This is a genomic window from Brevibacillus sp. AF8 (assembly GCF_021270385.1).
In the GTDB taxonomy this organism is placed as follows: Bacteria; Bacillota; Bacilli; order Brevibacillales; family Brevibacillaceae; genus Brevibacillus.
This window is the reverse complement of sequence record NZ_JAGQDN010000017.1, coordinates 57,157-77,354: the sequence shown is the minus strand read 5'-3', so window position 1 is coordinate 77,354 and position 20,198 is coordinate 57,157. Positions and strand designations below refer to the sequence as shown.

Here is a 20,198-nt window from a genome sequence, read left to right as displayed (position 1 = left end):
GTCTCAACCCCAGCAGGACGGAGCCTGGAGCCTAGACTGGAAATATTCTTCTCTCCACTACAGCGACATGGAAAAAAGGCGTGCATTCCGGATCACCGGTGCACGCCTTATCTATTTCAAACAATTAGGAGAAGAAGAACTTCTTCACTGCATGTTTGGTTGTTTCTTTGTTCATGTGAGCAATCGAAGTTGTCAGCGGAATGCCTTTTGGACATGCCTGTACGCAGTTTTGCGAGTTACCGCAATCACCGATACCGCCATCTTCCATCAGAGCTTCCAGACGCTCATGCTTGTTCATCATACCCGTTGGATGCTGGTTGAACAGACGAACCTGCGAAATCGCAAACGGACCGATGAAGTCAGACTTCGCATTCACGTTCGGGCAAGCTTCCAAGCAAACACCGCACGTCATGCACTTCGAAAGCTCGTACGCCCATTGACGCTCAACTTCCGGCATGCGAGGACCTGGCCCCAGATCATGCGTACCATCGATTGGAACCCACGCTTTTACGCGTTTCAGCGCATCGAACATGCGGCTGCGGTCAATCGACAAGTCACGCTGTACAGGGAAGGTGCTCATTGGCTCAAGACGAATCGGCTGTTCCAGTTTATCAACCAGTGCCGAGCACGCTTGACGCGGTCTTCCGTTAATAACCATCGAGCACGCACCGCATACTTCTTCCAAGCAGTTCGATTCCCAGTTTACTGGAGACGTTTTTTGACCTTGTGCGTTGAGTGGATTACGTTGAATCTCCATCAAAGCACTGATCACGTTCATACCAGGACGGTAAGGGATTTTGAACTCTTCCTTGTACGGAGTGCTGTCAGGGCTATCTTGACGAGTGATAATCAAATGAATCAATTTTTCTGCCATGATCAGTTTCCTCCTCTCTTAATGCTTCTTGTCAGACGTATAGTCACGTTTACGTGGTGCGATCAGGGATACGTCGATGTCTTCATAGTAGATTTCAGGCGCAGTCGTTTCAGCATTGAACTTCGCCATTGTCGTCTTCATGAAGTTTTCGTCATCACGCTCAGGGAAGTCAGGCTTGTAGTGAGCACCGCGGCTCTCGTCACGCTTGAGCGCACCGATTGTGATCGCGCGGGACAGTACGAGCATGTTCCACAGATGACGGGTAAACGCCGCACCAGAGTTGCTCCATTTATTCGTATCGTTGATGTTGATTTTCTTGTAGCGTTCCATCAGTTCAACGATCTTATCATCCGTTTTTTGCAGACGGTCGTTGTAACGAACTACCGTTACGTTGTCAGTCATCCACTCACCCAGTTCCTTGTGGATCAGGTAAGCATTTTCTGTTCCGTCCATTTTCAGGATGCTGTCGTATTTCGCTTGCTCTTTGCTTGTGAAGCCGTCGAAGAGCGTGGAAGACAGATCATCAGAGGATTGGTTCAAGCCTTTGATGTACTCGATCGCTTTTGGACCTGCTACCATACCGCCATAGATTGCGGACAAGAGGGAGTTCGCACCCAAACGGTTTGCACCGTGCTGAGAGTAATCGCACTCACCTGCTGCAAACAAACCAGGGATATTGGTCATTTGGTTGTAGTCTACCCACATACCGCCCATGGAGTAGTGAACCGCAGGGAAAATCTTCATTGGAACTTTACGTGGGTCATCCCCAACGAATTTTTCGTAAATCTCGATAATACCGCCCAATTTTACATCCAGTTCTTTTGGATCTTTGTGGGACAGGTCGAGGTATACCATGTTTTCGCCGTTGATACCCAGCTTCATGTCTACGCAAACGGAGAAGATTTCGCGAGTCGCGATGTCACGCGGAACCAGGTTTCCGTATGCAGGGTATTTATCTTCCAGGAAGTACCAAGGCTTACCGTCTCTGTACGTCCATACACGACCACCTTCACCACGAGCAGACTCGGACATCAGACGAAGCTTGTCGTCGCCCGGGATTGCAGTTGGGTGAATTTGGATCATCTCACCATTGGAGTAGATAACCCCTTGTTGATACGCCGCAGACGCTGCTGTACCTGTATTGATAATCGAGTTCGTCGATTTACCGAAGATGATACCAGGTCCGCCTGTTGCCAAAATAACGGCATCCGCACGGAAGGATTGAATTTCACCGGAACGCATGTTTTGTGCAGTAATCCCGCGACAGGTTCCTGTATCGTCCAAAACGGCTCCGAGGAAATCCCAATATTCGTACTTGGTTACCAGACCTTCAGCTTCATAACGGCGTACTTGTTCGTCCAATGCGTACAAGAGCTGTTGTCCAGTTGTCGCACCCGCAAAAGCGGTACGGTGATGCTTGGTTCCCCCGAAACGACGGAAGTCCAACAGACCTTCTGGCGTACGGTTAAACATAACGCCCATACGGTCCAACATATAGATGATGCCAGGTGCTGCATCGCACATTGCTTTAACTGGCGGTTGGTTTGCCAAGAAATCTCCGCCATATACTGTATCGTCGAAGTGCTCCCATGTGGAGTCGCCTTCCCCTTTGGTATTTACCGCACCGTTAATACCGCCCTGCGCACAGACAGAGTGGGAACGTTTTACCGGAACCAGGGAGAACAGCTGAACAGGAACGCCTTTTTCTGCTGCTTTGATGGTAGCCATCAAGCCGGCCAAACCTCCACCGACAATGATCAGTTTACCTTTTGCCATGAGTTTTGTCCCCCTATCCCTACAAAATGAAAGCCGACATCGCACGCAAGCCGATGAAGGTTACAACTACGAATACGCCCAAAGTCAGGAATGTTGCAATGCGCTGGGAACGCGGCCCAACTGTAATTCCCCAGTGAACCAGGAACGACCACAGTCCGTTGGAGAAGTGGAAAGTCGTGCTAATAATCCCGATTGTGTAGAATACGATCATTGCAGGACTGCTTAAAATGTTTGCCATCATGTCAAAATCCACGTGTGCACCCATTGCTTTTTGGATACGTGTTTCCCAAACGTGCCAAACAATAAAAATGAGGGTAATGACTCCTGTAACACGTTGCCACAAGAACATTTGATTTCGGAAGTAACCGAAGTTCCCTACGTTTTGCTTAGCTTGGAACGCAATGTAGAGACCGTAAACAGCGTGAAACAGGATCGGGAGGTAGATAAAAACAAATTCAAGCACCAATACGAATGGAACATTTTCAATCAAACCAACTGTTTGATTAAAAGCTTCGGCTCCACGGGTCGCTTGGTAGTTGGCTGTCAAGTGAAACAGCAGGAAGAGCCCGATCGGAAACAAACCAAGAAGTGAGTGGAGCTTGTGACTGAGAAAGCTATGGCCTTTCGCCATACAATGGTCCCCCTTTCAATGTATGTAACTCTCAATTCTGTGAAAAACGTCAAGCGTCACCGCAAGCGGTCCAAAACGGCTTCGACCGTTTTGATAGACCTTTCCCCAATATCCTAACCCATTGCCTCACCCATTAGACATAGCAAAACCGCCACGATCATTTTATGTACAGCGTCTTGAAGCCGTTCACAAAAAGACTGCGTTCACTAGATCAAATGAATTTGTCGGAATGTGTCAAAATACGAGAAAAAGTTGGGCAAAACTTTGACCAAATCCAATTGTACTCTTGTCGACACAGAGCGTCAAGACAATCAATGTACTAAATACATTGATAGAATAACTTTGTTTAGTCCAGCTATTTTTTCTCTTACGATGTCATGAATGCGAGTCCCTTCTCATAATCTAGTACAGACAGGAGGGAAGCACATATGAAAGAGAAGGATCAGCTTGCAGCACTGTTGCCGCCAGAGACCATTCCCTATGCGGAAAGAATGAATATGCCCTACCTTGGCTATCATCTTCTACGCGAAACGCTGACTAGTACCCTGCTAGGCGATAGTGAAAACCATATTCTCTATTGGATAGGAAAAAATATGGGCCGCCAAATCCCCATTCAATCTGCAACAGGTCCGATTATGCCTTTTATTCGGCTCGGATTAGGCCAGCTAGACGTCGTGGAGGAGACCAAACAAACGATCGTCTATTCACTCACTCATTCCATTTTTAGCTATCAGTCTATAGAAAGACTAGGATGCAGTCTTTCCTTTGAAGCCGGGATCATCGCTGGTATGATTGAGCAATGGAAAGAAAGAGAAACGTTTAGCAAAATCGAAATGGAAAGCTCTTCTGACATACGTATCTCCGTACAAGTGGCGTCATGAACAAAATGCCCCCTCTACCTATAAGGAAGGGAGAGGGAGCATCCATTTTTTATACGCCGTGCACGACTGCGGTTTCCTCAACATCCAGACCATAGGCCGAATGCAGACTGCGAACAGCCAGCTCCGTCAAGGCGGCTGGAATGACGCAAGAAACCTTGATATCAGATGTAGATACCATTTTAATAGAAATTTCTTTTTCTGCCAGAACGCGGAACATTTCGGCAGCAACCCCTGGATTGTTGATCATTCCGGAGCCAACAATGGATACTTTGGTCAAGCTTTCCTCGAAATCGACTTTTTCAAAACCAAGCTCGTTTTTGTTTCTGTCCAGCGTATCCAGTGCTTTTTTCAGGTCATCCGCTGCAACTGTAAAAGAAATATTCGTAACAGTCGCATCATAAGAGCTTTGGATAATAATATCGACGTTCACCTGGTTGTCTGCCAGCGTATTGAACAGACGGGAGAGCGTCCCGACCTTGGCAGGCATGCCGACAACCGTGATTTTGGCTACATCTTCATCATGTGCAACTCCACTTACTACTCTACCTGTTTCCATGTTGGCAACCTCCTCAACGTACGTACCATCTTCGGCAGTAAAGCTGGAGCGGACGACCAGCCTTACCTTGTATTTTTTCGCAGCCTCTACTGACCTAGGATGAAGAACCCCTGCACCGAGGTTCGCCAGCTCCAGCATCTCATCATACGAGATCGTATCCAGCTTGCTCGCAGCTGGAACCATTCGTGGATCAGCTGTATACACCCCGGACACGTCTGTAAAGATTTCGCATTTCTCAGCGTTCAAGCTCGCTGCAAGTGTAACCGCAGATGTATCCGATCCACCGCGGCCGAGCGTCGTAATTTCACCTTCGTCACTGATCCCTTGGAATCCTGCCACGATGACCACACGACCGCGTCCGAGCTCGGATTGAATCCGCTCGGGATCAATCTGCTTGATCCGCGCTCTTCCGTGAATCGCCTCCGTGGTGATTCCAGCTTGCCAGCCCGTAAGAGAAATAGCGTCGTAGCCTTTTGTATGCAAGGCCATCGACAAAAGCGCGATCGATACTTGCTCCCCCGTGGTCAGCAGCATATCCATTTCACGCTCGGATGGGTATGCGCTAATCTGCTTGGCCATGTCTACCAATACGTCAGTAGATTTCCCCATCGCAGAGACAACGACTACCACATCATGTCCTTCCTCTTTGTAGCTGATAATTCGATCCGCAACTCGTAAAATTCGCTCAATGGTACCTACAGAGGTGCCTCCGTATTTCTGCACGATCAACCCCATGCGGCTTCTCTCCCTTTTTCTCATATCCAATGTTGGTATTTATCTCGTATCGTATGGTTTTTCACTATTTTCTCTATAAGGAAAAGTCTTGCATTTTTATTTTACAAAAAAGGCACCGACAAGGAATAAGACCTGCCGCTGCCTACTGTTTCGACATACCGGTTCCTCCCTCCCAATACACGCGGACAACGAAGATTGACAGTTATCACCATCAAAACTCACATTGACACACCGTGAGATAGCTCTCCATCTGACAATTGGTCATTGTGCAGATGACAGTCCTGCATTTGTTCAACGCAGGCCCAGCATGGAGAAAAGCGGGTTTCCCTCCACACTTCGGCGAATTCCCCTTTCCCGTCCCCTTCACAGATACCCGATCTCAGGGTGGTACTCTTGGTTTTCGCGCCTCTACCTCACTCCATAATGGAAGTGAGGCTAACTATTCTGTTTGAATCGGATTATATCATGAGTCTAAAAATGGATCAATTCCTTTTTAAAGGTTACTCCAAAAGTTACATTTGCTAAGTGTCGAGCTTGCGCAGATGCCCGATGATTTCTTTTGCCAGCTTGTCGCCGATCCCTAATTGGCGGAAGTCTTCGACGGTCGCCTCGCGCATTTTCTTCAAAGAGCCAAAATGAGAGAACAACAGCTTGCGCCGCTTTTCACCGATACCCGGGATCTCATCCAATTGCGACGAGAGCATCGTTTTGGTCCGGGATTGTCTATGGAACGTAATAACAAAACGGTGGACCTCGTCTTGGATGCGCTGCAACAAATAAAACTCATAGCTGTCACGTCTAAGATTCACAGGCTCTGGCGGATCTCCGTACATGAGCTGAGCAGTACGGTGCTTCTCGTCTTTCGCGAGTCCACAGACAGGAATATAAAGACCGAGCTCGTTTTCCAGAACGTCCATAGCCGCACTGATTTGGCCTTTTCCACCATCAATCACAATCAGGTCGGGCATTGGCTGGTTTTCTTTTAGCAAGCGAGAATAACGTCGCCGAACGACTTCTCGCATGGAGCCGTAATCATCTGGTCCTTCGACGGTTTTGATCTTGAATTTGCGGTATTCCTTTTTGTCAGGGCGCCCGTCTGTAAAGACAATCATCGCAGACACAGGCTCTGTTCCTTGAATGTTGGAGTTGTCAAACGCTTCAATTCGATGAGGAACCGGAATCCCTAAAATGTGACCAAGATTATGCACCGCTTGGACCGTCCGAGCATCGTCTTTAGACATCAGGGCGAACTTCTCCTGCAAAGCAATGCGGGCGTTCTCGGAAGCCATCTTCACGAGCTCATGCTTTTTGCCTCTTTTCGGCGCATGGACTTTGATGCCCAGCCATTCACTCAAAAGCTCTGGTTCACTCTCTTGCGGGAGCAAAATTTCTTTCGGCAGCGCATTTTGCTTATCGTAGTAGAACTGGCTCACATAAGACATGAAGTCTTCGGTTTCGCTGCCATAGTATGGAAAGGAAGTCGTCTGACGCTCGATCATCTTCCCTTTTCGCATATAGAACACCTGGATACACATCCAGCCTTTTTCCACAGCAAACCCGATAATATCGCGGTCTACCGTATCGGTGAACGTGATCTTCTGCTTCTCCATCACCGCTTCGATGCTCTTGATCTGATCGCGATATTCCTTGGCTCGTTCGAACTCCATGTTTTCTGCGGCTTGGAGCATTTTTTCCGTAAGGGTTTGCTTCATTTCCTCATGGCCACCATCGAGGAACCGGCTGATTTCATCCACCAAACGCTGATTTTCCTCAGCCGATACCTCGTATACACAGGGCGCAAGACATTGCCCCAAATGGTAGTAAAGACAAACCTGCTTGGGCATATTGCGGCATTTTCGCAACGGATAGAGGCGATCCAGCAGCTTCTTTACCTCGGAGGCATCTCCGGCATTCGGATATGGACCGAAATATTTGGCTTTATCTTTTAATACTTTACGGGTAATCTCCAGACGTGGCTGCGCCTCATTCGTAATTTTGATATACGGATACGTCTTGTCATCGCGAAGCATGACATTGTAGCGCGGATCGTGCTCTTTGATCAGGTTGCACTCGAGGATGAGCGCCTCGATCGCTGAGGATACCACAATGTACTCAAAATCCACGATCTCACTGACCAGCAGCTGCGTCTTCCCGTTATGACTGCCTGTAAAATACGAGCGGACGCGGTTTTTCAGCACCTTGGCTTTTCCTACGTAAATGATTTCCCCGCTCGCGTTTTTCATCAGGTAGCAGCCTGGCTTATCTGGCAGGACGGCCAGTTTATCTTTTAAGGAGCTGTTCATGGCTGCTCCCTCCTCTTTGCTCTATATCTGCCTTGCATCTATTTATTCTTGTGAATTGGCTTTTCCAATACATACAGTTCATCTTCCAAGGAACTCATCCGTTCCACCAGCAGCTTGCGGCTGTCTTGCACCCCTTGATTGTAATAGAAGGGACCGAGCTCTTTTGAAAAAAAGGCAATCAACTCTTCCGTCTCCAAATTACCGAGTGTCTCTGACCGTTCTTCTTTATAGTAACGCTGTACTTGATGAACAAGATATTCCATTTGCTCTCTCGTCAATTTGGTTGGCATCGTATCCGGCTTCCTTCCCTTTTTCGCATAAGAGAATATACGTTCTACCCTTCATAGTACCATGGAATCAATACGAAAAAAACTGCCGCCTCATTCCATGGCGACAGTTTTTTATAGGCAGACCTAGTGCTTGCGACCGCCCAAATATGCTTCTTTTACACGCTCGTCGTTTAACAACGATTCTCCTGTGCCTTCCAACACGATTTGCCCTGCCTCCAGCACATACCCGAAATCGGCAATTTTGAGGGCCTGTTTGACATTTTGCTCCACGATAAGAACGGTCGTACCTTCCGCATTGATTTCTTTGATTACCTTGAAAATGTCCGCCACCACGATAGGAGCCAAGCCCATCGACGGCTCGTCCAAAAGCAGCAGCTTCGGTCGAGACATTAATGCGCGGGCAATGGCTAGCATTTGCTGTTGACCACCAGACATCGTCCCTCCCAATTGGGAAAGCCGCTCCTTGAGGATGGGGAACCAGATCATCATCTTTTCCATGTCGTCCTTGATGCCTTGTGCATCGTTGCGCTGGAATGCACCCATTTCCAGGTTTTCCAGAACGGTCATCTTTCCGAGGATCGCACGCCCTTCTGGAACCAACGCCAGTCCGGCTTTTACGATTTGATGGGGTCTCGAGCCCTCTATGCGTTGACCACAAAACGTAATCGTCCCTGCTTCTGGCTTCAGTTGACCTGCGATTGTACGCATGGTTGTGGTTTTGCCCGCTCCGTTCGCACCGATCAGCGAGACGATTTTGCCCTCAGGCACTTTCAGCGTAATCCCACGAATCGCCTTGATTTGACCGTAGGAGGTCGTCAAGTTTTGGATGTTCAGCATCTTATTCGTCCTCCTTGCCGAGGTAGGCTTCAATCACATCTGGATTGTTTTGTACCTCTGCCGGGGTACCGTCAGCAATTTTGACCCCAAAGTTGATACATACGACCTTTTCACACAGATTCATGACCAATCCCATATCGTGTTCGACCAACAGGACAGTCGTCCCGTCATCGCGAATTTTTTTGACCAGCTCCATGAGTGCTTTCGTCTCGGTCTCGATCATTCCGGCAGCAGGCTCGTCCAACAGCAAGAGTTTTGGTTCAGTAGCCAGTGCCCGTGCAATCTCCAGACGTCGTTGTTGACCGTAAGCCAATGTATCCGAGCGGACATTAACAATGTCAGACAAGCCTACGAATTCGAGTAACTCCTCGGCTTTTTTGGTAACCGCTTTTTCTTCCGCACGTTGTCCCGGTGTTTTCAAAAGGGAAGCCCAGAAGCCTGCCTTCATGCGCGAATGACATCCCACCTTCACGTTGTCCAACGCACTCATGTGACCGAATAGGCGAATATTTTGGAACGTCCTTGCAATACCCATTTCGGTAATTTTGTTTGGCGCCATGCCGTTTAGCTTTTGCCCAGCAAAAGAAAAGGTACCCGTTGTTGGTTCGAATATGCCCGTTGCCATATTGAAAATGGTCGTTTTCCCCGCACCATTCGGACCGATCAAGCCGACAATTTCGCCCTCTCCGACAGTAAAAGAAACGTCACGAAGAGCGGTGATGCCGCCAAAGCTTTTTCCTACGTTCGCAAGTTCCAGCAACATCTTATACTCCCCCCTTCGCTTCCTTGTCCGATGATTTGCCCCGACGACGCTTGAACAGCTTTTGGAACGTATCGGCACCGATCAAGCCATGCGGACGGAATGCCATTACACCGACCATGATCAAACCGTACATGAGCATTTTGTACTCGGCCAAACCACGCAGCACCTCCGGCAGCGCCGTAAGAACCAAGGCACCAAACAGCGGCCCCCATACGACTTCGCTGCCGCCGATCACGGCATAAGACAGAATTTCTACGACTTTATGATAGTTAAAATCATCTGGCGTAATCGTCGTCGTAATGTGGGCGAACAATCCTCCACATACCCCTGCCAAAATTGAACCGATCACAAAAGCAAGCATTTTATAATAATTGACTTGCAATCCCATCGCTCGTGCCGCCGTTTCATCTGCTTTGATCGCTTCAAAAGCACGCCCAAGACGCGAACGGTTCAGACGCAGCGTCAAGAAAAGAACGAAGGCAAACAGGAGCAGCATAAACACAAAGGTCGATAACGACTTCATTTGCATGACCGAAATGCCAAGAGTTTGCGCTTTTAACCCCATTGCTTTTTCAAAATCGTACAAATAATTCCCAACCGATTGAAGTCCGGTCAATCCAAGAGCCCCGTTTGTTATCTCCATATTAAGAAAAATAACGCGAATCACTTCACCAAAGCCAAGCGTAGCAATTGCCAGGTACAAGCCGTGGAGCTTCAATGTCGGAGCACCGATCAACAGTGCAATCAGTCCTGCTACCAGTCCTCCGATTATGATGGCGATAAACAGCGGTACGTCCGCTTGCTTCGTCAAAATACTCGCTGTAAAAGCGCCAATGCTCATAAAGCCCGCATGTCCCAAGGAAAGCTGGCCCGTCGAGAGCGTAATGTAAATACTGATCGCCAAAATACTGTTTAACAAGATAAAAGTCAGTACTTGTAAGTTATATGGATTGAGAATGTCCAATGTCTGCACCTCCCTTACGCTTTGCGTCCAAATAGTCCTTCCGGCTTCAAGAGCAAAATGAGAATGATCAAGCCAAAAGCAACCGCATCCCGATACGACGAGTCTCCGTACGCGACAGTAAACACCTCGATAATTCCGAGCAATACGCCGCACACCATAGCCCCAGGAATACTGCCTACACCTCCTAAAATCAAAACGGCCAAACCTTTGAAGCCAAGCGTCATCCCCATCGTCGGAATGAGAGCGGAATACGCCATCCCGATCAATATGCCGGCGACACCTCCCAGTGCCGAGGCAAGCATGACGGTCACGACAATGACCATATTTGTGTTAATCCCCAAAATATTTGCGGTATCCGTATTTTCAGCCGTCGCGCGAATCGCTTTTCCCATTTTCGTTTTTTGAATCCAAAAATGCAGGACGAACATCAGCAACACAGAAATCCCCAAAATAACGAGATCAACACTGCGAATTTGAATGATGCCCAGATCAAAAGTGGTATCCCCGAAGGATTGCGGAAACGCACGGGAGTCAGCACCGAAAAACTTGTGCATGGCTTCCTCCATCAAAATGGCAAATCCGATCGTACTGATCAAAGACGCCAGATGGGGTACATTTTTCTTGCGAAGGGGGCGAAGCGCTGTATACTCCAGTACAAGACCCAAGATCGCCGATATGACGACTGCCACGATCAGCGCTACCCCTAAAGGCATATTAAGGCTGGTCATCAATACCAAGCCAACTAGTGATCCAAAAATAAAAATTTGGCCGTGTGCCATATTAATGATTCCCAAGACACCAAAAATGAGCGTATATCCCAATGCGATCAATGAATAAGTGCTACCAACTGTCAAACCATTGACTAATTGCTGCCAAAACAAATGCCTCACCTCACTGTTAAGTCGTTACCATCCCACGATGATTGAGTTATTCTCGCTGGATCAGCAAGCGAAGAACATGATCTGGTACTTTCTGATCCAGCGAGATAACCGATAGAAAAAGAAGCCCGGAGCGACCCCGGGCTCGATCCTATTCAAACGGGACGAATTTGCCTTCTTTTGCGACAACGACAACCGCATCACCAATCGGATTGCGTTTCTCGTCAAAGGACAGTTTGCCGGATACACCTGTGAAGTCTTTCAGCTGAGCCAATTGGCCGCGCAACTCTTCGCGATCTGCTTTTCCTGCGGCAAGCAGTGACTGCGACATAATGTATAGCGAGTCGTACGCTTGAGCTGCGAACTGATCAGGCTTTTTGTTATATTTGGCTTCGAATGCTTTTACAAAGGCTTGTACTTTATCATCTTTCTTTTCAGGACTGAATGGAGTCGCAACGATCAAGCCCTCAGCAGATGAACCTGCAATTTCAAAAACTTTCGGATTATTGAAACCATTGCCGCCAAGAATTGTCCCTGTAAAGCCCAATTCACGTGCTTTTTTCACAACCATGGAGCCTTCTTTGTACAAGGCGGACACAAGCAAAGCATCTGGGTTTGTTTGCTTCAGCTTGGTCAATTGTGCCGAAAAGTCTACGTCGCCATTTGCAAAAGTCGCTTCACCGGTAATCTCCAAGCCCAGCTTTTCAGCGGTTGCTTTCATGACCTTGTAGCCATTCACGGAGAAGTCATCGTTGGATGCATGGATGAGTGCTACTTTTTTCAAGCCATTTTTCTCCACGGCTGCTTTCATAGCTGTCGGGATTGCAATGGACTCAGGCAATGAATTGCGGAAGACGTACTCCCCGATATCATTGATTCCTTCTGACGTGTTGGAGATACCAAAAATCGGAGTCTCCGCCTCGTTTGCTACTGGTCCTGCAGCAAACATTTCCCCGGAAAGTGTCGGTCCGATAATCGCCACGACATTATCCTGATTAATCAGTTTATTTACTGCATTAATCGCGCCTTCTTTTTCTCCGGCGGAGTCTTCAAACTTCAGTTCAATCTTGAGCTTACCTTTGTTCGCTTCATTCAGCTCTCCCAACGCCAGCTCCAATCCTGCTTTTTGCGCTTCTCCATAAGCTGCACCAGATCCTGAAAGGAAACCAACGACGCCGATTTTCGCTTGAATCTCTTGTCCGTCGGCGGCTTGTCCAGAGCCACTTTCTCCTGCCGCAGGAGCAGTTGTATTTCCTCCGCTCGAACATCCGACCATCAATACTGCCCCTAGCGAGATCGCCGCCAGCGAGCGCATCAAATGAAATCCCTTCATTAGAAAAGCCCCCTCTATTCTCGAAATAAATTGAATATATGAAGTTTAATCAAAGTATTCTAAAAACGCAATTATTTTCGCTCAAGTAAACTTAATTTTTTGACAAACGATCGTTCAGAATTCCGTTTTCAAACATAAGAAAAAGCGGCACATGACTATGCCGCTTCATTCGTTGCTTTACTCTTACAGATGTTTCCCTACAGTTGCCATGAGCGCTTCTTTTGGTTGGAAGCCAATCACTTTGTCAACTGGTTGACCGTCTTTGAATACGATCAGGGTTGGGATGGACATTACGCCAAAACGACCAGCAGAATCTGGGTTGTCATCCACGTTTACTTTGACGATTTTGAGCTGGGAGCCCACTTCACCGTCAATTTGCTCCAGTACAGGAGCGATCATTTTGCAAGGGCCGCACCATGGAGCCCAGAAGTCAACCAGGACTGTACCGCCTTGCTCTACTTCCTGGGAAAAGTTTTGGTCGGTAGCATTTACAATTGCCATAGAAGTTACCTCCTTGAATTTCAATTACTAAATAAAGGTTCCTAACGGTTATCAGTATATCATTCAAACACCAAATTGACTACGCCGCTCCACACTTTGCCCTGCACTTCTCGTTATAGTCTGTCCAGTCTGACCGCACCTTATTGCCCGACTTGTTTGAGCCGGTTAATCTCCCGTTCGTGGTCACTAACTTTCCGATGCAGCAGATCAAGGTCTGCATCGATATGTTTATTTTGGCGTTCCAATCTGTCTAATCGGCGCGTAGCATCATCGCGGAATTCGTACATCTCATCTCGAAATGCGTACATCTCATCCCGAAAATCATACATCTCTTTCTTAAAGTCACGCACATCCTGCTGTACCTCTTTTACAAGCCGATTATTCTCAGCAACCATGTGAATCAGTTGTTGCAAAAGCTCCTCGCTCATTCCGATCACCTTCCTTATCCCCTATTATACCAAGCAAGGAAAGCATAAAGTAAGAGCCAAGGACAAAAAAAGCGCCCCCAAAAAGGAGCGCCTAGTCATCATCTTTATGTTATACCAGCACTTTTTTAAACTCTGCCGTCAGCAATGGCAGCACTTCGAACAAGTCACCTACGATACCGTAATCAGCCACTTGGAAGATTGGCGCTTCCGGATCTTTGTTGATGGCAACAATGACCTTCGAGCTGGACATACCAGCCAAGTGCTGAATCGCTCCCGAAATCCCGCAAGCGATATACAAATCAGGTGTAACCACCTTACCTGTCTGTCCGATCTGCATGGAGTAGTCGCAATAGTCTGCGTCGCAAGCGCCACGAGATGCACCAACAGCTGCACCGAGCACTTCCGCCAAATCGTACAACGGCTGGAAGCCATCTGCACTTTTCACGCCACGCCCACCGGAAATCACGACTTTTGCTTCGGAAAGGTCTACTTTGCCGCTTGTTTTTCTTACCACATCTTTTACAATCGTACGCAAATCCTTGATTTCCAATTCAACTGGTACCACCACTGCCGTTTTCGAAGGGTCAGCAGCGCCGATGGCAATGTTGTTTGGACGAATCGTAATAAAGGTTGTTCCTTCAACGAATTTGCGTGTTTGCGTCGCTTTTCCTGCATAGATCGGGCGAACAAAAACTGGTCCAGCTTCTACACTTGTTACGTCCGAAATCAGACCGTAGCCAAGTCTCGCTGCTACGCGAGGTGCGATATCACGACCGATCGCCGTGTGACCCAAAACCACTGCATCTGGAGAAGCCAGTTCAATCAACTGAGTGAGTGCCTGCACATACGCATCTGGCGTGTATTGCGCCAGCGCTGTATGATCAGCCGTATATACCGTGCTCGCACCATGCTGACCCAATGTCACTGCATGCGCTGCTGAATCTGCTCCGAATACACCCGCTACAATTTCGCCGCCCTCAGCCAATGTTTGTGCTGCAGTCAATGCTTCCAGCGACACGTTGCGAAGTTGTCCGTCACGTACTTCTGCCAATACAAGTACTTTTTTCATGGATATCCTCTCCCTCTCGCTTAGATCACTTTCGCTTCATTGCGCAACAGTTGCACCAATTCCGACGTTTGAGCTGCCAATTCGCCAGAGAGAATGCGGCCCGCCTGCTTTTTCGGAGGCAATGTCTGATCGACGATTTCTGTCTTTGCTTTTACCTCATCCGCAGTAATTCCCAAATCGTCTGCGCCGAGTCTATCCAAAGGTTTTTTCTTCGCTTTCATGATACCTGGGAGAGAAGGATAGCGCGGCTCGTTGAGTCCTTGCTGAGCCGTAATCAAAACAGGAAGGCTCGTCTCCACGACTTCCAGGTCCCCTTCTACATCGCGCTCTACGCGTACATTCGTCCCGTCCACCTCTAGCTTCACAGCAGTCGATACATGGTTAATTCCCAGTTCTTCTGCCAGACGAGGACCGCCTTGGCCAGCCCCGGAGTCTACAGCCATTTGTCCACCAATGATGATATCGAAGCCAACCTTTTTCGCTACTGCCGCCAATACTTTAGCGATGGTGAATTCGTCTCCAAACAGAGACTCGTCATCCACCAGAACAGCCTTGTCTGCGCCCATTGCCAAAGCAGTGCGCAGGGCACTTTCAGCACGGTCTGGTCCGACGCTGATCACGGTTACTTCGCCGCCGTGCTCTTCCTTGAGCTTGATTGCCTCTTCTACAGCGTACTCATCGTAGGGATTAATGATGAATTCAACGCCCTCTTCGGAAATTTGTCCGTTTTGGATGACGATTTTTTCTTCTGTGTCAAACGTCTGTTTCAACACAACCACGATATTCATCAGGATGCCTCCTCCTTAGTGGTACCTCATACTTGTGAAGCTATATGCTTAACTACCGATCTGCGAATTGCGGCTTGCGCTTTTCGAGAAATGCAGTCACGCCTTCTTTTACGTCCTCCGTCGCGAAAGCATCACCAAAGAGCTTTGCTTCTTGCTCCAAGCCTTGTGACAGCGACAGCTCCGTTGTGTTATGGATGGACGCTAGGGCAAACTTCAGGGTAATCGCGCTCTTACTTGCGAAAACAGCCGCCAGCTTTTGTGCTTCTGCGAGCAACTGCTCTACGGGATAAACCGCTTCCACAAGACCGATACGCAATGCTTCCTCGCCACCGATCATCTCTGATGTGAGAATCATCTGTGTCGCTTTGCCTCGACCAACCAGACGCGGTAGACGTTGCGTCCCCCCGTACCCTGGAATGAGTCCGAGATTCAACTCTGGCAACCCGAGCTTGGCTTCAGGTGCTGCCAAGCGGATATGGCACGCCAACGCAAGCTCCAGTCCCCCACCAAGGCAAGCGCCGTTAATTGCTGCAATGATTGGCTTCGGGAACGTTTCCATGCGATTAAACAATGCTTGACCCTTCTTCGCCATTTCTTCTGCATTATCCCGATTCAGTTGGGTAAATTCTTTGATGTCCGCTCCTGCAATGAAAAACCGACCTTCACCAGTCAAAACGATTGCTTTGATTTCATCGTTATTTTCCCACTGGTCCAAAAGTTCACTCAATTGACCGAGCACTGCTTGACTGAGTGCGTTAGCAGGCGGGTTGCTGATCGTAACCGTAGCAACGCGATCAACGATTTCTACATTCCAATGCGACGCCATTCCTCTCCCCCCAAACTCTCCCCATATATAAAAAACAGCTACTATTCATTCCGAGCGATCGCTCAGTCTTACTGTTTCCATTGTAACAAACGTTTTCATGCAAAAAAAGCTTTTCTTTTCATTCTTTTCCCTTCATACCAAGCAGGAAGAGGTTATGAATGGAATCAACATAAGAGACAAGGTCGTACTTGCACTGTTTCATCACCCAAGATGTTGTCACTTCGTCCAGCGTTCCAAAAATCATTTTGCGCGTAATCCGAACCTCGAGATCAGATCGGAATACGCCCTGCTCCATACCCTCTACGATCACTTCGTCAATGAGGTTAAAATACTGCTTCATCACGTTGCCGATTCCTTCACTAATGACCGGACTGGATTGGCGTAGCTCGATTTGCGTCACTTTTGCCAGATCATGGTCATTGGATAGCTGGCTCAAGTGTGCATGAATGAGTACATACAGCTTTTGCTCAATGGACGTCGCTTCCGAAATGCGTTTGCGGTTTGTCTCCACAAACTGGCCCATCTTTTCGTTAAACAGTGAAATCAAAATATCATCCTTGTTTTCAAAATAGAGGTATATGGTGCCGTCTGCTACCTTCGCCTCTTTCGCAATTTTCGATACCTGGGCACTGTAATAGCCCTGTCTGGCGATTACTCGAACAGCAGCATCAATAATGGCTTGATACTTTTCCCCCGTTTTCTTTGCCATAACTACCTCCATGTTTACTAACATTGATGACGAAATGAATGATCACTCATTCATAATTAGTGTAATACAGGGCCACTCCTCTGTCAATCGCAAGAGGCCAGCAAAAAAGGCCGCTTTCCGCCTGGGATCGCAAGCCTCAAAACATCAGCTACACTAGCTCGTTTTGATTTCTTCTTGGGCTTCCCTTTTCTTCTTGTCTTCTTCTTGTAATTGGCGACGCAATACTTTTCCGACCATGGTTTTGGGCAAATCTGTACGAATCTCGTATTGTCTCGGAATCTTATAGGCGGCGAGTCTCTGTCTGCAATGCGATTCCAGATCCTCTTCACTCGCGAGTTGTCCATCCTTGAAAACGACGAATGCTTTCACTGTTTCGCCCCGGTACGGGTCTGGAACACCGATTACTGCTGCCTCCTGGATGGCAGGATGCTCAAACAGCACTTCTTCTACTTCGCGCGGATAAATATTAAAGCCGCCAGCGATAATCATGTCTTTTTTGCGATCTACGATATAGAAATAGCCATTTTCGTCCATATAGCCCATATCTCCCGTCAAAAACCAGCCATCCCTTAATACGGCAGCGGTATCCTCTGGGCGATTCCAGTAGCCGAGCATGACTTGGGGTCCTTTTACGGCCAACTCCCCGACCTCGCCTTGGGGCATCTCTTCTCCTGTTGCTGGGTCCACAATTCGGCAATCCGTATCTGGCCACGGCATTCCGATGCTTCCCGTAATGCCTTTTTCCCAAATGGGATTGGAATGAGTTACGGGAGAAGCCTCTGTCATCCCATACCCCTCGACCAGCTTGCCACCCGTCAACTCCTCAAATTTGAGCTTCACTTCGACCGGCAACGGAGCTGAACCACTGACACATGCATCGATGGAAGACAGATCATGCTTTTTCAAGTCTGGGTGGTTGATGAGACCGATATACATGGTGGGTGCCCCTGGGAAAAGAGTGGGCTTGCGCTTGTCGATCATTTCAAATATTTGCTTCACGTCGAATTTGGGAACGAGAATAATTTCTGCTGCGATACAAATGCCTTTGTTCATCACGGTAGTCATCCCATACACGTGGAACAGCGGGAGCACACACAGAATCCGTTCCTTTCCCTTTTTCAGCTTGTAAAGGACCGCTTGGCACTGGACTGCATTCGCAATGAGATTGGCGTGCGTCAACATGACGCCTTTGGCAACACCTGTTGTCCCCCCTGTATACTGGAGGAGCGCGATGTCCTGGGTCGGATCGACTGGTACTTCAGCAGGCTTGGTAGCGCTTTCTTTTAATACGGAAAGAAAAGGCTCAATATCTGCGCTATATGTAACCTGCGGATTTTGTCCTTGTTTCTTCTGTACGAACGGGTATAGCCATTTTTTCAATAAGGGAAGGAAATCGCCAATGCTTGTGATGATGATTCGTTGAAGTGAGGTAGATGCACGGACTTGGGTAACACGTTTGTACAACAAATCCAGTGTGATGATGGTCTCGGCGCCTGAATCGTTCATTTGGTGAATCAATTCTCGCTCGGTATACAGCGGGTTGGTCATGACCACGATAGCACCTGCAAAAAGCGCCCCGTAGTAACTGATGACGGCTTGTGGAGTATTTGGCAGCATAATCGCCACGCGGTCCCCTTTCTTTACACCGCGTTTGATCAATGCATTGGCAAATTGGTATGACAACTGCAAAAGCTCTCGATACGTAATGCTTTTTCCCATGAAATAGATCGCGTTACTGTCTGGATACATAGCTGCAGACTGCTCCAGAAAATGCGTCAAAGGAACACGGGGGTAATCCAATGACGGCGCAGTTTCGGGCGGGTAATTGGCAATCCAAGGCTTGGCATTTGACATGGTCATTCCCTCCATCCCTTAAATGGCCTTGCCTCTCCCTATGATCTACATTCATAATCTCTTCCTAATGACTATTGTATTCGAAACATATTCAATTTTCCAATTAAAATCATGTGCTTTCTATCGGGACAAGAGCATTCGACAAAAAAGGACACGTCCATGATGAAAGCCGTGTCCTTTGCTCTTGCTCTTATGGTCTTTGTTTCTTACGGCGTAACTTCCTTGATGATTTGCTGGCGTGCTCTTTCCCGTTCAGTTGTGGGGACGAGATGATACCAGCCAACGATTCCATTATGCCAAATGCGCTCATCCTGTCCGACCAGTGTATCCGCTTGAATGGAGTTCGGAGTGCCATCGCCATAAGACAATAATAAAGAGGCGATTTCCTGCTCAGTAAGGTCCGTTTTCACATGCTGACCCAGTATTTCCATGAGTGAAAATGCCTTGGTATACACTTGAAGCGAGGTGCCTTTAGAAGCCAACGCTTTGAGAATCTCCTGCTGTCGGCCAATCCGTATGTAATCACTGTCTTCCTTGCCTAGATCACTTTTGCGATAGCGGGCGTAATCCAATGCCTGTTTACCTGATAAAGTCTGCAGCCCTGGCTGAATGTCGATGTACGTGTCGTCGCTCGGATCACTGTACTTCATGCGTTTCTTCACATCGACTGTGACACCGCCCAGCTCGTCTACAATTTGACGGAAGCCATCGAAATCGACGGAGATATACCGATCAATTTTTATTTGCAAAAATTTTTCCAACGACTCTTTCACCATCTTCGGACCACCAAAAGCCATCGCATGGTTCACTTTGTCATATCCTTTGCCTGGGAGCTCCATGTAGCTGTCACGCGGAATCGCCAAAAGATAGACGGATTGCTTCCCGGGATGAATCGCCGCAAGCATCATTGTATCTGAACGTGCACTTTCCCCGTCTCGGCTATCCACGCCGAGAAGCAGGGCGACGAAAGGCTTTAATGGCTCTGTTCCTGTCAAAAGATTACGAGGAGGAAGGGACGCAGCTGCCTGCTTTGCGCTTCCTTTGACTCCATCAATCGGAGCATACCACTGATTTGTCATTTGCTTGTATTGATAGGCACTATAGGCAACCAGCAACAACGCCCCGATCGCCAAACAGGATAAGGTATGAAACGCAATCTGTTTTCCATGTCGTTTGAAAAATAACCATATAAACATGACAAA

General features: G+C 48.0%; 20 protein-coding genes and 1 riboswitch. Of the genes, 1 reads left to right on the top strand and 19 read right to left on the bottom strand.

Annotated features, from left to right (window positions below; translation table 11 throughout):
- Nucleotides 1-124: 124 nt before the first annotated feature.
- The 3 genes from sdhB to KB186_RS20300 are packed head-to-tail and all read right to left on the bottom strand — an operon-like array spanning nt 125 to nt 3,281.
- Nucleotides 125-874 carry a succinate dehydrogenase iron-sulfur subunit gene (gene sdhB / locus KB186_RS20310; protein ID WP_012685406.1) on the bottom strand — a complete coding sequence of 250 codons (750 nt, stop codon included), beginning with the start codon at nt 872-874 and terminating at the stop codon, nt 125-127.
- Between the two features lie 18 nt (nt 875-892).
- Nucleotides 893-2,650 carry a succinate dehydrogenase flavoprotein subunit gene (gene sdhA / locus KB186_RS20305; RefSeq protein ID WP_173608606.1) on the bottom strand — a complete coding sequence of 586 codons (1,758 nt, stop codon included), beginning with the start codon at nt 2,648-2,650 and terminating at the stop codon, nt 893-895.
- A gap of 19 nt (nt 2,651-2,669) precedes the next feature.
- The gene (locus KB186_RS20300) at nt 2,670-3,281 is read right to left on the bottom strand and encodes a succinate dehydrogenase cytochrome b558 subunit (protein WP_173608607.1); all 612 of its coding nucleotides are present in this window, start codon (nt 3,279-3,281) and stop codon (nt 2,670-2,672) included.
- A 428-nt stretch (nt 3,282-3,709) separates the two neighbouring features.
- On the opposite strand from KB186_RS20300, the gene KB186_RS20295 reads away from it, so the two are divergent.
- On the top strand, nt 3,710-4,162 hold the full coding sequence (locus KB186_RS20295; protein ID WP_173608608.1) for a YslB family protein: 453 nt from the start codon (nt 3,710-3,712) through the stop codon (nt 4,160-4,162).
- A gap of 49 nt (nt 4,163-4,211) precedes the next feature.
- On the opposite strand, the gene KB186_RS20290 is transcribed toward KB186_RS20295, so the two are convergent.
- The 16 genes from KB186_RS20290 to KB186_RS20215 all read right to left on the bottom strand — a co-directional run bounded on the left by KB186_RS20290 (nt 4,212) and on the right by KB186_RS20215 (nt 20,192).
- Complete coding sequence (locus tag KB186_RS20290; protein ID WP_172140745.1) at nt 4,212-5,453, bottom strand: aspartate kinase; 1,242 nt, start codon at nt 5,451-5,453, stop codon at nt 4,212-4,214.
- A 231-nt stretch (nt 5,454-5,684) separates the two neighbouring features.
- Nucleotides 5,685-5,872: riboswitch (Lysine riboswitch) on the bottom strand.
- Nucleotides 5,873-5,974: 102 nt separating this feature from the next.
- Nucleotides 5,975-7,756 (bottom strand): excinuclease ABC subunit UvrC, encoded by a 1,782-nt coding sequence (gene uvrC / locus KB186_RS20285; RefSeq protein WP_048031978.1) that lies wholly within the window; start codon nt 7,754-7,756, stop codon nt 5,975-5,977.
- Between the two features lie 38 nt (nt 7,757-7,794).
- On the bottom strand, nt 7,795-8,046 hold the full coding sequence (locus KB186_RS20280; RefSeq protein ID WP_173608609.1) for a DUF2164 domain-containing protein: 252 nt from the start codon (nt 8,044-8,046) through the stop codon (nt 7,795-7,797).
- Between the two features lie 123 nt (nt 8,047-8,169).
- Nucleotides 8,170-8,883, bottom strand: coding sequence for an ABC transporter ATP-binding protein (locus KB186_RS20275; RefSeq protein WP_173608610.1), 714 nt, complete (start codon nt 8,881-8,883; stop codon nt 8,170-8,172).
- Between the two features lies 1 nt (nt 8,884).
- Nucleotides 8,885-9,646, bottom strand: coding sequence for an ABC transporter ATP-binding protein (locus KB186_RS20270; RefSeq protein ID WP_173608611.1), 762 nt, complete (start codon nt 9,644-9,646; stop codon nt 8,885-8,887).
- Nucleotide 9,647: 1 nt separating this feature from the next.
- Nucleotides 9,648-10,619 (bottom strand): branched-chain amino acid ABC transporter permease, encoded by a 972-nt coding sequence (locus KB186_RS20265; RefSeq protein WP_173608612.1) that lies wholly within the window; start codon nt 10,617-10,619, stop codon nt 9,648-9,650.
- 5 nt (nt 10,620-10,624) lie between these two features.
- On the bottom strand, nt 10,625-11,491 hold the full coding sequence (locus KB186_RS20260; RefSeq protein ID WP_173608613.1) for a branched-chain amino acid ABC transporter permease: 867 nt from the start codon (nt 11,489-11,491) through the stop codon (nt 10,625-10,627).
- A gap of 148 nt (nt 11,492-11,639) precedes the next feature.
- The gene (locus KB186_RS20255; RefSeq protein WP_221867746.1) at nt 11,640-12,821 is read right to left on the bottom strand and encodes an ABC transporter substrate-binding protein; all 1,182 of its coding nucleotides are present in this window, start codon (nt 12,819-12,821) and stop codon (nt 11,640-11,642) included.
- Nucleotides 12,822-13,004: 183 nt separating this feature from the next.
- On the bottom strand, nt 13,005-13,322 hold the full coding sequence (gene trxA / locus KB186_RS20250; protein ID WP_007722428.1) for a thioredoxin: 318 nt from the start codon (nt 13,320-13,322) through the stop codon (nt 13,005-13,007).
- Nucleotides 13,323-13,462: 140 nt separating this feature from the next.
- Complete coding sequence (locus tag KB186_RS20245) at nt 13,463-13,750, bottom strand: hypothetical protein (RefSeq protein WP_232774274.1); 288 nt, start codon at nt 13,748-13,750, stop codon at nt 13,463-13,465.
- A 109-nt stretch (nt 13,751-13,859) separates the two neighbouring features.
- Nucleotides 13,860-14,819 carry an electron transfer flavoprotein subunit alpha/FixB family protein gene (locus KB186_RS20240; protein ID WP_232774256.1) on the bottom strand — a complete coding sequence of 320 codons (960 nt, stop codon included), beginning with the start codon at nt 14,817-14,819 and terminating at the stop codon, nt 13,860-13,862.
- A 20-nt stretch (nt 14,820-14,839) separates the two neighbouring features.
- A complete protein-coding gene (locus KB186_RS20235) occupies nt 14,840-15,607 on the bottom strand; it encodes an electron transfer flavoprotein subunit beta/FixA family protein (protein WP_232774255.1) in 768 nt (255 codons plus the stop codon).
- 52 nt (nt 15,608-15,659) lie between these two features.
- On the bottom strand, nt 15,660-16,433 hold the full coding sequence (locus KB186_RS20230) for an enoyl-CoA hydratase (RefSeq protein ID WP_173608617.1): 774 nt from the start codon (nt 16,431-16,433) through the stop codon (nt 15,660-15,662).
- 118 nt (nt 16,434-16,551) lie between these two features.
- Nucleotides 16,552-17,142, bottom strand: coding sequence for a fatty acid metabolism transcriptional regulator FadR (locus tag KB186_RS20225; protein WP_232774254.1), 591 nt, complete (start codon nt 17,140-17,142; stop codon nt 16,552-16,554).
- Between the two features lie 153 nt (nt 17,143-17,295).
- Entirely contained in the window at nt 17,296-18,996 is a 1,701-nt protein-coding gene (locus tag KB186_RS20220; protein WP_173608618.1) for a long-chain-fatty-acid--CoA ligase, read from the bottom strand.
- Nucleotides 18,997-19,202: 206 nt separating this feature from the next.
- Nucleotides 19,203-20,192, bottom strand: a complete 990-nt coding sequence (locus tag KB186_RS20215) for an LCP family protein (RefSeq protein WP_232774253.1) — start codon at nt 20,190-20,192, stop codon at nt 19,203-19,205.
- Nucleotides 20,193-20,198 lie beyond the last annotated feature (6 nt).